The organism is Collinsella aerofaciens (assembly GCF_039752985.1).
GTDB classification, from domain to species: Bacteria; Actinomycetota; Coriobacteriia; order Coriobacteriales; family Coriobacteriaceae; genus Collinsella; species Collinsella aerofaciens_BT.
In genome coordinates, this window is sequence record NZ_JBDMHA010000025.1 from 1 (window position 1) to 12,368 (window position 12,368).

Here is a 12,368-nt window from a genome sequence, read left to right on the forward strand (position 1 = left end):
GCGTCCCAGCGATGCGCCCGCCTTTGTGGGCTGCGGCGGCGCCGACTGCGGCATCTGCGGTTGGGACTCGCTTATCGAGGCCGACCTCAACCTGCTGCAGCTGGTCGATCTGGGCTACGGCCTGTGCACGTTTATCGAGGCGGAGCCTGCATGGCGCGCCGGCCAGGCCGAGCGCAACTACGCCCGCCGCGGGTCGCTTCGTGTGGCCACCAAGTACCCGCGCATCGCGAGTGCCTGGTATGCCGAGCGCGGCGTGAATGCCGATATCGTCTCGCTGCACGGTAACATCGAGCTGGGCCCCATCGTCGGCATGACCGATCGCATCGTGGACGTTACCGCCACGGGTGCCACGCTACGCGACAACGACCTGGTTATTACTGGTCGCATTATGGACTGCACGGCCCGCTTCTTTGTCAACCCGGGTGCCGCTCGCCTGGATCCGCGCGTGCGCAACCTGGCAGATCGCCTGGCCGCGGCCGTGAAGGACAAGCATTTTGAGCCCGTCGCGGGCTCGGCACAATAGCGCGAGCACGCACGGGCGTCCCAACGTCTGGGCTGCGGGCCGATTGGCGCCGCCGCCCGGTCTCTCGTTTTTTCAAACGCAACCTCGACCGATAGGGGATACCGATATGAAGACCATCAAGCTTGCTCCCGGTGAGCGCCTCGTTACCAACCAGCTCAACCGCAAGGGCGTGCTGCCGCAAAACATCGTCGACGCCGCCCGCGATATCGTGGCCAACGTGCGCGCCAACGGCGATGCCGCAGTGCGCGATTACTGTCAGCGCTTTGACGGTGTTGAGCTGCAGAGCTTCCGCCTGCCGCAGGAGCAGATCGATGCCGCGCTCGAAGACCTCGACCCCGCGTTTGTCGCGGCGCTCGAGAAGGCCGCGCGCCAGATTCGCGAGTTCCACCAGCGCGAGGTCGAGCAGAGCTGGTTTACCACGCGCGCAGATGGCACGATGCTCGGCGTTAAGGTGACCCCGCTCGCGGCGGCCGGCATCTACGTGCCGGGCGGTCGCGCGCAATATCCCTCCACGGTGCTCATGAATGCCATTCCCGCCAAGGTTGCCGGCGTCAAGCGCGTGGTCATGGTGACTCCTCCGCAAAAAGATGGCCTGATCAGCCCCTATACGCTCGCGGCTGCCAAGCTCGGCGGCGTGGACGAGATCTATATGGTGGGCGGCGCTCAGGCCGTGGCCGCGCTGGCGTACGGCACCGAGACCATTCCGCGCGTCGACAAGATCACCGGCCCGGGCAACGCCTTTGTCGCCGCGGCCAAGCAGATTGTCTCGGGCGACGTGGGAATCGATATGGTCGCTGGCCCTTCCGAGGTCTGCGTACTTGCCGATGCCACGGCCAAGCCCATGGTGGTCGCGGCCGACCTGATGGCCCAGGCCGAGCACGATCCGCTGGCAGCCTGCTATCTGGTGACCTGCGACGAGCAGTTTGCGCGCGAGGTCGAGGCTGGTATCGACATTCTGGTAGCGCAGTCCCCGCGTGCCGAGATCACACGCGCCTCGCTCGATAACGAAGGCACCATCGTGGTGGCCGCCGACATGGCTGCCGCCGTCGAGGCCGTGAACACCGTGGCGCCCGAGCACCTTGAGCTGCACTGCAAGGACGCGATGGGCCTGCTCGGCGGCATTCGCAACGCCGGCGCCATCTTTGTGGGCGCCTGGAGCTCCGAGCCGCTCGGCGATTATGTTGCCGGCCCCAACCACACGCTGCCGACCGGCGGCACGGCCATGTTCTCCAACCCGCTTTCGGTCGAAGAGTTCGTTAAGCGCTCGAGCGTCATTTGCTATACGCCCGAGGGCCTGCTCTCCGACGCTCCCGCCACACAGCGTCTGGCCGAGGCCGAGGGCCTGTGGGCGCACGCGCTATCCGCCGCCCTGCGTCGCCGTGTGCTGGAGCAGGGCGAGGATGCCGTGAGTGCCGAGTCTCTGGCCGCGGCCGACCTGACCAAGGTCGCTTGGCCGGGTGACGCCGTGGCGACGGTTGCCGAGGGCGTTGACCTGGCGGCTGCGGGCGCGGATGGCGTTGGCGCGACCGGCGAGGAGGCCTAACATGGCCGAACTCACGCCGCGCATGAAGGAGCTCGTCCAGCCCTACCTGGCCGGCATTGAGCCCTATGATCCCAACTTTACGCCCACGCGCATCAACCTTTCGGCCAACGAGAACACCTATCCCGTGCCGGCCGGCGTGCGCGAGGCGATTGATGCAGCCCTGGCTGCCACGCCGCTCAACCGTTATCCCGACCCCATGTCCAACGACCTGCGCGATGAGCTTGCTGCTTGGCATGGCGTGACGCGCGAGAATATCTGCGTGGGCAACGGCGGTGACGAGCTGCTCTATAACTACTTGCTGGCGTTTGGCGGCGCGGGGCGGACCCTGCTCAACTGCCCGCCGTGCTTTAGCGAGTATGCGTTCTTTGCGTCTCTGTGCCAGACCGAGGTGCGCGACGTGTGGCGCGACCCGGCGACCTTTGAGCTCGACCAGGCGGCGGTGCTTGCGGCGGCTCCCGAGTGCAATCTGGCGATCGTGACCTCGCCCAACAATCCCACGGGTGACGTGGCGCCGCTCGACTTTGTTGCGGCTCTGTGCGATGCCTGCCCCGGCATGGTGATGGTCGACGAGGCCTACGTGGAGTTTGCCGACGATTCGTTTGGCGCGGCCACCACGGCGCAGGGGCTTATCGCCGAGCATCCCAACCTGGTGATTCTGCATACGCTGTCCAAGGCGTTTGGCGCCGCCGGCACGCGTCTGGGCTATGTGATCGCGGCGCCCGAGGTCATCGATGTGTTTGCGGCGATTCGGCAGATCTACTCGGTTAACGTGCTAAGCCAGGCCGCCGCGCTTGCCTGCGTACGTGCCCGCGATGCGTACGCACCCGTGGTGGCACAGGTTGCATCTGAGCGCGAGCGCGAGCTGTGCGCCCTACGCGCAATGGCTGCCGAGGGTCTGCCCGTGGAGGCGTGGCCGAGCGCGGCGAACTTTGTGCTCGTGCGCACGCCGCATGCCACGCGCGTGCGCGAGCGTCTGCGCGACGAGTATTCGATTTTGGTGCGCGACTTTAGCTACGCGCCGGGGCTCGCGGACTGCCTGCGCATTACCGTGGGCACCCCGCAGGAAAACGACGAGGTGCTGGCAGCGTTTGCCGCGCTGGTGAAGGAGGAGATGTAGATGGACCGCTATGCCGAGGTAACCCGCAAGACGGGCGAGACCGACATTGTCGTAAAGCTCGACCTGGACGGATCTGGCGTGTGCGATATCTCGACCGGCGTGCCGTTTTTCGACCACATGCTCAACGCTTTTGGCCGCCATGGTCTGTTCGATCTGACGGTGCACGCGGTGGGCGACGTCGAGGTCGATGCGCATCACACCGTCGAGGACACGGGTATTGTGCTGGGCGAGGCGTTTCGCCAGGCGCTGGGCGACAAGGTGGGCATTACGCGCTTTGCCGACGCGGCGATCGCCATGGACGAGACGCTTGTGATGGCTGCCGTTGATATTTCGGGCCGTGGGCAGGCCTACTGCGAGCTGCCCGTACCGACTGAGCGTGTGGGCAGCTTCGATACCGAGCTGGCCGTCGAGTTCTTCTACGCCTTTGCGCGCGACGCCAAGCTCACTCTGCACGTGCGCGAACTGGCGGGCGGCAACTCGCATCACATTATCGAGGCCGCCTTTAAGGCCGTGGGCCGCACGATGCGCCAAGCCTGTGAGCTGGACCCTCGCGTGCAGGGCATCCCCAGCACCAAGGGTTCACTGTAACCGCCACAAGGGTAAAAACCACCACGAAGGTGCCTGTCCCCTTTGTGGTGGTTTTGGATGATGGGAAAAGGGAGGGTCGCGTGGGCGAACCGAAGATCGTGGTGGTCGACTACCACAAGGGCAACTTGTCGAGCGTCGTGCGCGGGCTTGCGCGCGCCGGTGCCGCCGCCTGCACATCGGACGACCCGGAGCAGATTCGCAACGCCGACGGCCTGGTCATCCCGGGCGTGGGCGCGTTCTATGACGCGATCGCCTTTATGCGCCAGAGCGGCGAGGAGGCGGCCGTGCTCGACGCCGTTGCCGCTGGAACTCCGCTGCTCGGCATCTGCCTGGGCCTTCAATTATTTTTTGAGCGCGGCAACGAGGGCGTGCCTGCGGACGAGGGCGCAGTTGCCGACGGCAACACCCCCGAGCAGGCCGGTGGCCCCTGGGTCGATGGCCTGGGTATTATGCGCGGTTCGTGCGCGCGTCTGGAGTCGAGCCGCCTGAAGGTGCCGCACGTGGGGTGGGACCAGGTGCACATGACGCCTGCCGGTGCGGCCGATCCGCTGCTCGCCGGTTTTGCCGAGGGCGCCAATATGTACTTCACCCACAGCTATGCGGTGGCCGACGATGCCGATGCCGCCGATGTTCTGGCACGCACGCACTACACGCGGAGCTTCCCGTGCATCGTGCGCCACGGCAACGTGTGGGGCTGCCAGTTCCATCCCGAGAAATCCTCTGCGCTGGGTCAGCGCATTCTTAAGAACTTCGTGAGCATCGTCGAGGGGGCCGGCCGATGATTCTGTTTCCCGCAATCGATTTGATCGGCGGCAAGGTCGTGCGCCTGGAGCGCGGCGACCGGAGCCGCTGCAAGGTATATTCCGACGACCCCGTGGCCGTTGCCGGCTCCTTTGCCGAGCAGGGTGCGAGCTGGGTGCACGTCGTCGACCTGTCCGCTGCCTTTGGCGAGGACGAGGACGCGTGCGCTGCCAACTCGGCAGCGATTAAGGCCATCTGCAGCGTCGACGGTCTGTCCGTGGACGTGGGCGGCGGCGTCCGCTCGCTCGCGCGGATCGACGAGCTGGCCGGCTACGGCGCGCGTCGCATCGCACTCGGCACGGTGCTCGTGACCGAGCCGGGATTTGCCGAGGTGGTGGCTCGCGGCTTTAGCGAGCTGTTGGTGGCAGACATCGCCGCGCGCGACGGTCAGGTCAAGGTGAACGGCTGGCGTGACGGCGCGGGCGTGGCACTCGACGACGCCGTGGCGCAGCTCACCGAGCTGGGCTTTAAACACTTGGTCTATACCGATATCGCGCGCGATGGCATGCAGACGGGCATCGACGTGGCGGCATATCGCCATGTGGCCGAGGTCGCGGGCTTTCCCGTTGTGGCTTCGGGCGGTATCTCGACACTCGACGATATCCGCGCGCTTGCCGCGGTGGGCGAGGATGCCATCGAGGGCGCCATTACCGGTCGTGCGCTCTACGAGGGCAACTTTACGCTGGCCCAGGCGCTGGCCGCCGCCCGAGGGGAGGAGTAGCCCATGCTTACCAAACGCGTAATTCCCTGTCTGGATGTTAAGGACGGCCGCGTGGTCAAGGGCGTCAACTTTGTGAGCTTGCGCGATGCGGGCGACCCGGTGGAGCTAGCGCGTGCCTACGATCGCGAGGGTGCGGACGAGGTCGTCTTCCTGGATATTACCGCCACGAGTGACAACCGCGCGACGACTATCGAGATGGCGGCGCATGCGGCCGAGGAGCTGGCTATTCCCTATACCGTGGGCGGCGGCTTTCGCGATCTTGCGGGCATGCGCACCATGGTTGCCGCCGGTGCCGACAAGGTGTCGCTCAACTCGGCGGCCGTGCGCGACCCGTCGCTGATTAGCCAGGCTGCCGCGGCGTTTGGCAGCCAGGCCGTGGTCGTGGCGATCGATGCCAAGCGCGTGGGGCTGCCCGGGGAGCCGGGCGCCGATAAGTGGGAGGTCTTTACGGCGGGCGGCCGCAACGCTACGGGTATCGACGCGGTGGCGTGGGCCGAGGAAGCGGCTCGTCGCGGCGCCGGCGAGATCCTGCTGACCAGCATGGATCGCGACGGCACCAAGGCCGGCTTTGACCTGGCACTCACCCGTGCCGTGGCGCGCGCGGTGCCAATCCCCGTCATCGCGAGTGGTGGCGTGGGCACGCTCGAGCATTTTGCCGAGGGTGTGATCGAGGGCGAAGCCGACGCCGTGCTGGCGGCGAGCGTCTTTCACTTTGGAACCTTCAGCATTCGCCAGGTGAAGGAGTATATGGCCAGTCAAGGCATCCCCGTGAGATTGGATTTTTAAATGGAGCAAGTGACAACTGCGTCCGAGCTCAAATACGACGCCTGCGGGCTGATTCCTTGTGTGGTTCAGCAGTATGACACCAGCGAGGTGCTTATGGTTGCTTGGATGAACGAGGAGTCGGTGGGGCTGACGCTCAAGACCGGTACCACATGGTTTTGGAGCCGCAGCCGCCAGGAGCTCTGGAACAAGGGCGCGACGAGCGGCAACATGCAAGAGGTCAAGGAGCTCTGGGCCGACTGCGATAGCGATACGCTGCTGGTCAAGGTCGACTCGCCGGGTCCGGCCTGCCATACCGGCAACCGTACCTGCTTCTTTAAGAAACTCGCGTAGGGCGGGCGCTCGGCTAAGCGCTTGGCCAACCAGAAAGGATTGAACCATGGGTGTGCGCACCGCGAATGTTCAGGATGGAAATATCGGCGAGACGCTGACGGGGCTGGCCGAGGTGATTCATGGTCGTCGCGACGCGTCGCCGCAGGAGAGCTATACCGCTCGTCTGCTGACCGACGTCGAGGATGAACTGCTCAAGAAGCTTGCCGAGGAGGCGAGCGAGGTCATCATGGCCTGTAAGGATAACGACCACGATCACATTCGCTACGAGGCCGGCGACCTGGTCTACCACCTGCTCGTGACGCTCGAGCGCTACGGTATCACCCTTGACGAACTGGCCGGTGAGCTCAACGCTCGCCGCCACTAGTCTTAGGCGAGGGGTATGGATTCCCATTCTCCGGTGGGGTGGGGGATGTCGAAGGTTCGATAACCACAGTCGTAGGCGTGGGCCTGAGCCTCGCGGATGTTCCAGCAAATATCACAGGCGCGGTGCGCGTCCGAGCCAAAAGTAATCGGCACCTCGGCATGGGCAAAGCGACGCAACAGCCCGGTCGCGGGGTAGTAATCGTCGAGCCCCTTGCGCGGCGCAGCCGTCGAGACCTCAACGCGGCGACCCGTATCGTGGGCGCATTCGGCCATCTGCTCCCAAAACGGCGCCGGGTCAAAATCGGGCGCAAAGCCCTCCTTCGAAAAGCGCATGACCAGGTCGGGATGGGCCATCACGTCAAAGTTGAGTGAGCTTTCGCAAGCGCGGCACCAGTCGTCGACGTAGCGCTCCCACACGCCGCGTACCCCCAGGTTTTCCCAAACGTGCAGGTTGGTGTCGTCGTCGATCCAACCGCAAAGGGAATCGGGTGTATCGGGGCGAGCGACGTTTTCCGTTCCCGCCGTACCCGCGGCACCGGCCATGATATCGCCGGGGTCGCCAATCCAGTGCACGCTGCCCAAGCGCACTATGGCACCCGCGGACCAGCGCTCAACCAAAGGCTCGCAGCCCTCGTACCAATCGCATTCAAAGCCATAGATAAGCTCGAGCTCCGGCGCAATCTGCGCGGCGAGTTTGCGGGCGTCCTCAAAGGCCAGACGATGTGCCGGCAAGTCGCCCTCGACGACCTGCACCTCGCAGTTGGCGTCCGTGCTGGCGGGCAGGGTGAGGTGGTCGGTCGAGACCATAACGCGGCAGCCGGCGGCGGCAGCAGCGCGAACGTTGTCCTCAAACGAGGCATGGCCGTCCGAAAACGAAGTATGGGTGTGGCAATCGACCAGCGGGCAGGCGGGCATGGCGACTCCTTTGCATTCGGCGAATCTGCTCCATTGTAATGGTGCAGCTCTCAACACACCGCGCACGCCGGAGCTCGAAATCGATCGGAAAGGCTGCGCGGCGCGGCCTCGCTTGCTCTCAAAACATGTACGTCAGCCTCCAAAACCGACATAAAATGACATGTTTGGAGGCTGATGTACATGTTTGGATAGGGGCGAGGGCGGCGACGGACGAAAGTCACGCCTGTGCCACGTCCGATGTGCTAGCGTTTGGGTGAATAAAACGAGCCCGTGCGGAAAGGATCCGGACCGTATGCAACGTGGAAGTACATCTCCGCTGTCCCGCGAGACCGATGCGCCCGAGACCATCGTCAAGCTAGAGTGCGACATCGACGACGCGTCGCCCGAGGTGCTCGCCTTCGCCGCCGACCGCCTGCGCGAGGCCGGTGCGCGCGAGGTACATTGGCTGCCCCTCTATTGCAAGAAAGGTCGCCCCGGCTGGCAGCTGCAGGTAATCTGCACCCACGAGGATATCGAGCGCCTGCAGACGATTATCTTTTTGGAGACCACGACCAACGGCATCCGCCGCCAGGTTATGGAGCGCGTTTGCCTACCACGCCGCTTTGAGCAAGTGACGACGCCTTGGGGCGAGGTGGCCGTCAAAGTAGCCACCCTGCCCGACGGCAGTGAGCGTGCGGCGCCCGAGTACGAGGACTGCGCCCGTCTTGCCCGCGAGCATAACGTGCCGCTCCAGCGCGTGATGCAGGCGGCACAAGCCTCGGCACTGCGATTTGAGTAACGCGGTCGGCGACATCTCGCGCCCAGCCCCATCAACCCCTCCCGAAAGGACCACCATGAAATACCTCATCGCCTCCGACATCCACGGCTCGGCATACTGGACCGAGCGCCTCTGCGCCGCCATCGAGTCCGAGCAACCCGACCGCATCGTTCTGCTGGGCGACCTGCTCTACCACGGCCCGCGCAACGACCTTCCGCGCGACTACGCCCCCAAGCGTGTGATTCCGCTGCTCAACGCCCTGGCCGACCGCATCATCGCGGTGCGCGGCAACTGCGACGCCGAGGTCGACCAGATGGTGCTCGACTTCCCCGTCATGGCGGACTACGCCACGCTGTTCGACGAGACCGGTCGTGAACTGTTCCTGACGCACGGCCACGTCTTTGGCGCCGGCATGCACAACAGCGTCGACCACGCGCCCGCGCTGCCCGAGGGCTCCGCGCTCGTCTACGGCCACACGCACATCAAGGTTAACGAGGAAAGCGCCGCGCACCCGGGCCTGTGGCTCTTCAACCCCGGCAGCGTGAGCATCCCCAAGGACGGCTCGCACAGCTACGGCATCTACGAGGGTGGTGCGTTCCATCACGTGATCATGGAGGAGGACTAACCATGGCGCAGCATATGGCTCAGCAAAATGCCGAGGGTTCGCGCGACCTGTCCACGCTGGTCGACGCGTCGGCCGAGCTGCAGCATCTGGTGCAGACCATCTGGCGCCTGCGTCAGCCCGACGGCTGCCCGTGGGACCGCGAGCAGACGCATCAGAGCATCGGCAAGAACATGATCGAGGAAGCCTACGAGGCGCTCGATTGCATCGAGGCGGACGACGCAGCGCATCTGCGTGAGGAGTTGGGCGACGTGCTCATGCAGGTAGTGCTGCATGCGCAGATTGCGGCGGACGCCGGTGAGTTTACGCTGGCCGATGTGGCACGCGATATCGACGCCAAGCTCATCCGCCGCCACCCGCACGTGTTTGGCGATGCGGACGCCGATAACCCCGACGAGGTGCTCAAGATCTGGGACGAGGTCAAGCTTGCCGAGAAGGCCGCCAAGGACAAGGCCGTGGCGGCGGGCGAGGCTGCGCCCGAGGGCCTGCTCGACGGTGTGCCCACGCATCTGCCGGCGCTGATGCAGGCCCAGAAGGTGTCGCGCAAGGCAGCGGCCGTGGGCTTTGAGTGGGAGACGGTCCAGGACGTGTGGGACGAGGTCGCCGAGGAGCGTGCCGAGTTTGAGGCCGAGGCTCCCGGCTCGCCCGAGCGCGAGATGGAGTTTGGCGACCTGCTCTTTGCCCTGGTCAACGTTGCGCGCAAGGAGGGAATCGACGCCGAGAGTGCCCTTCGTGCCAGCACGGCAAAGTTCCGCCGCCGTTGGGCCGCGATGGAGCAGATGGCGGCCAACGCTCATGTAGATCTGGCTGAGCTTTCGACCCACGGCCTCAACGACCTCTGGGATGCCGCAAAGGCGGAGGAGTAAGACTGCGGGAACGACGGGCTGACATGCCTCATCGTTCCCGCTAAATTTTTCGAAAAACAATTGTATCCCTCGGCTAACTTAGGGCATAATGCAAAAAGTGCGACATGGCTAACTTACGGAGGCGCACCGATGGTGCACGGTCGGCCAGTCGCTTGCATCAACTACGTTTCCAAGTGAGAGGGAGACAACATGAGCGATATTTTGGATGTCTACGGTCGCGAGGTGCTCGACAGCCGCGGCAATCCCACCGTCGAGGTCGAGGTCGTGCTCGAGGACGGCAGCTTTGGCCGCGCAATGGTGCCTTCGGGTGCTTCGACCGGCGCCTTTGAGGCCTGCGAGCTGCGCGACGGCGACAAGGGTCGCTACCTGGGCAAGGGCGTTTCGCAGGCCGTCGAGCACGTCAACAACGAGTGCACTAACGCCGTCGTGGGTCTCGACGCCTTCGACCAGCGCGCCGTCGATGCCGCGCTGATTGCCGCGGACGGTACCCCCAACAAGACCAAGCTCGGTGCCAACGCCATCCTGGGCGTGTCGCTGGCCGTCGCCCGCGCCGCTGCCGAGTCGGCGGGCCTGTCGCTGTACCAGTACCTGGGCGGCGTCAACGCCCATCTGCTGCCCACGCCCATGATGAACATTCTCAACGGCGGCGTGCATGCCGACAATAACGTTGACTTCCAGGAGTTCATGATCATGCCGGTGGGCGCCCCGAGTTTTGCCGAGGGCCTGCGTTGGTGCGCCGAGGTCTACCACACCCTCAAGGGCGTGCTGCACGAGGCCGGCCTGGGCGGCGGCGTGGGCGACGAGGGCGGCTTTGCCCCCAACCTTAAGACCAATGCCGAGCCGTTCGAGTACATCACCAAGGCCGTCGAGAAGGCTGGCTTTAAGCCCGGCGTCGACTTCATGTACGCCATGGACCCGGCGTCCACCGAGTTCTACAACGCCGAGACCGGCATGTACGAGCTCAAGGGCGAGGGCGTGGAGTACACGAGCGCCCAGATGGTCGATTACTGGGAGAAGCTCGTCGACACCTATCCCATCATCTCCATCGAGGACGGCATGGCCGAGGAGGACTGGGACGGCTGGGTCGAGCTTACCCGCCGCATTGGCAACAAGGTGCAGCTGGTGGGCGACGACCTGTTCGTCACCAACACCGAGCGCCTCAAGAAGGGCATCGAGCTTGGTGCCGCCAACGCGATCCTGGTCAAGGTCAACCAGATCGGTACGCTCACCGAGTCGCTCGAGGCCATCGAGACCGCCAAGGAGGCCGGCTACGCCTGCATCGTGAGTCACCGCTCCGGCGAGACCGAGGACTCCACGATCGCCGACCTGGTCGTGGGCGTCAACGCCGGCCAGATCAAGTCGGGCGCCCCGTGCCGCAGCGATCGCATCGCCAAGTACAACCAGCTCATCCGCATCGAGGACGAGCTCGAGGGCAGTGCGCGCTACGCCGGCAAGGCCGCGTTCTACAACATTCGCTAAACAAGTGGCGCTCGCGGGGGGCGGGGCTGACTCGGCTCCGTTCCACTTCTGATGGCCGCCATTGGGCGCTGGGCCATATGACTCAGCGCCTTTTTTATGTCGAGCAAGGGCCGCCGAAGGCGTTGCGCGCGCTCGTGCTATAACTAAAGGACTTAGCGCAAACAAACCTCAACCGCACAAGGCGCACATGGATCAGATTTACGATAACAGGTACTATTCCGCCGGTTCGCGTGAGCCGTCGCCTCGCCGTGCGCGCACGGTGCAGCTCGGTGGGTCCGCCTACGCCGGTGCCGACCGCTCCGCGCAGCGCCCGACAAGTACCTCGCGCCCCAATGCTCAATCGAATACTTCGGCAGATGGACCGGTGCGCCCGGCACGTTCGTCGCATGTTCAGCGTTCCTCGGCTCAAACGCATGAAAAGCCGAGTAGGCCCTCGAACCGTCTTTCAGGCTCGGACTTCATGCATTACGCCAACGACAACGCGGTGGTCAAAGCAATCTACGACTTTACCCACGGTCCTCAGCGAGGGCTGTTTGTTGGCATTGTCGTTGCCCTGGCGCTCGTGAGCCTGTATTTCCCCGTGCGTGACCTGTATGTGGCAAAACGCTCGAGCGACATCTTGGCCAAGCAGGTCGAGATTCGCGAGCAATATAACGACGACCTGCAAAAAAGCGTCGACAAGCTGCTTTCGGAGGAGGGCATTAAGGACGCGGCATCCGAGGACCTGGGCCTGGTGATGCCCGGCGAGAAGAGGATTGAAGTGCAGGGCCTGGACGACGATTCGGATCCTTCGTCGAGCCAGAAGTCGTCGAACGCCAAGAAGGCCAGCGAAGTTGCCAAGGAAATCGAAGAAGTCGGTAAGGACGTGCCGTGGTACATCCAGGCGCTCGACATGCTGTTTGGGTTTAACGGTGTCGAGGGCCAGACGGTCGTGTCCAACGGCAAATAGCGCCCGGA

At 64.5% G+C, this 12,368-nt stretch carries 15 protein-coding genes; 14 read left to right on the forward strand and 1 reads right to left on the reverse strand.

Annotated features, from left to right (window positions below; all coding sequences use genetic code 11):
- From hisG to hisE, 9 genes are all read left to right on the forward strand, one after another.
- Nucleotides 1-523: ATP phosphoribosyltransferase (hisG, locus tag ABHR76_RS04685; protein ID WP_346976953.1), on the forward strand; the 523-nt coding region annotated here is incomplete at its 5' end.
- A gap of 106 nt (nucleotides 524-629) precedes the next feature.
- Nucleotides 630-2,066 (forward strand): histidinol dehydrogenase, encoded by a 1,437-nt coding sequence (gene hisD, locus ABHR76_RS04690; protein WP_138113415.1) that lies wholly within the window; start codon nucleotides 630-632, stop codon nucleotides 2,064-2,066.
- A gap of 1 nt (nucleotide 2,067) precedes the next feature.
- Nucleotides 2,068-3,183 carry a histidinol-phosphate transaminase gene (gene hisC / locus ABHR76_RS04695; protein ID WP_270224937.1) on the forward strand — a complete coding sequence of 372 codons (1,116 nt, stop codon included), beginning with the start codon at nucleotides 2,068-2,070 and terminating at the stop codon, nucleotides 3,181-3,183.
- Complete coding sequence (gene hisB / locus ABHR76_RS04700) at nucleotides 3,184-3,771, forward strand: imidazoleglycerol-phosphate dehydratase HisB (RefSeq protein ID WP_117769952.1); 588 nt, start codon at nucleotides 3,184-3,186, stop codon at nucleotides 3,769-3,771.
- Nucleotides 3,772-3,851: 80 nt separating this feature from the next.
- Nucleotides 3,852-4,553 (forward strand): imidazole glycerol phosphate synthase subunit HisH, encoded by a 702-nt coding sequence (locus ABHR76_RS04705; protein WP_138113411.1) that lies wholly within the window; start codon nucleotides 3,852-3,854, stop codon nucleotides 4,551-4,553.
- A complete protein-coding gene (locus ABHR76_RS04710; protein ID WP_138113409.1) occupies nucleotides 4,550-5,293 on the forward strand; it encodes a 1-(5-phosphoribosyl)-5-[(5-phosphoribosylamino)methylideneamino]imidazole-4-carboxamide isomerase in 744 nt (247 codons plus the stop codon). The genes ABHR76_RS04705 and ABHR76_RS04710 overlap by 4 nt, the downstream gene beginning before the upstream one ends.
- Nucleotides 5,294-5,296: 3 nt before the next feature.
- Complete coding sequence (gene hisF, locus ABHR76_RS04715) at nucleotides 5,297-6,079, forward strand: imidazole glycerol phosphate synthase subunit HisF (protein WP_117654877.1); 783 nt, start codon at nucleotides 5,297-5,299, stop codon at nucleotides 6,077-6,079.
- Nucleotides 6,080-6,409: a phosphoribosyl-AMP cyclohydrolase gene (gene hisI, locus ABHR76_RS04720; RefSeq protein WP_138113407.1), complete on the forward strand. Its 330-nt coding sequence runs from the start codon at nucleotides 6,080-6,082 to the stop codon at nucleotides 6,407-6,409.
- A gap of 46 nt (nucleotides 6,410-6,455) precedes the next feature.
- Nucleotides 6,456-6,773 carry a phosphoribosyl-ATP diphosphatase gene (gene hisE, locus ABHR76_RS04725; protein ID WP_006235893.1) on the forward strand — a complete coding sequence of 106 codons (318 nt, stop codon included), beginning with the start codon at nucleotides 6,456-6,458 and terminating at the stop codon, nucleotides 6,771-6,773.
- Nucleotides 6,774-6,775: 2 nt separating this feature from the next.
- On the opposite strand, the gene ABHR76_RS04730 is transcribed toward hisE, so the two are convergent.
- Complete coding sequence (locus tag ABHR76_RS04730; RefSeq protein ID WP_270224944.1) at nucleotides 6,776-7,687, reverse strand: PHP domain-containing protein; 912 nt, start codon at nucleotides 7,685-7,687, stop codon at nucleotides 6,776-6,778.
- Nucleotides 7,688-7,979: 292 nt separating this feature from the next.
- On the opposite strand from ABHR76_RS04730, the gene larC2 reads away from it, so the two are divergent.
- From larC2 to ABHR76_RS04755, 5 genes are all read left to right on the forward strand, one after another.
- Nucleotides 7,980-8,465 (forward strand): nickel pincer cofactor biosynthesis protein LarC2, encoded by a 486-nt coding sequence (gene larC2 / locus ABHR76_RS04735; RefSeq protein WP_138113403.1) that lies wholly within the window; start codon nucleotides 7,980-7,982, stop codon nucleotides 8,463-8,465.
- A gap of 55 nt (nucleotides 8,466-8,520) precedes the next feature.
- Complete coding sequence (gene yfcE, locus ABHR76_RS04740; protein ID WP_138113401.1) at nucleotides 8,521-9,069, forward strand: phosphodiesterase; 549 nt, start codon at nucleotides 8,521-8,523, stop codon at nucleotides 9,067-9,069.
- A gap of 2 nt (nucleotides 9,070-9,071) precedes the next feature.
- Complete coding sequence (gene mazG, locus ABHR76_RS04745) at nucleotides 9,072-9,932, forward strand: nucleoside triphosphate pyrophosphohydrolase (protein WP_138113399.1); 861 nt, start codon at nucleotides 9,072-9,074, stop codon at nucleotides 9,930-9,932.
- A gap of 189 nt (nucleotides 9,933-10,121) precedes the next feature.
- Nucleotides 10,122-11,411: a phosphopyruvate hydratase gene (gene eno, locus ABHR76_RS04750; RefSeq protein WP_138113397.1), complete on the forward strand. Its 1,290-nt coding sequence runs from the start codon at nucleotides 10,122-10,124 to the stop codon at nucleotides 11,409-11,411.
- A 187-nt stretch (nucleotides 11,412-11,598) separates the two neighbouring features.
- Nucleotides 11,599-12,360 carry a hypothetical protein gene (locus ABHR76_RS04755; RefSeq protein ID WP_229107767.1) on the forward strand — a complete coding sequence of 254 codons (762 nt, stop codon included), beginning with the start codon at nucleotides 11,599-11,601 and terminating at the stop codon, nucleotides 12,358-12,360.
- Nucleotides 12,361-12,368: the final 8 nt, after the last annotated feature.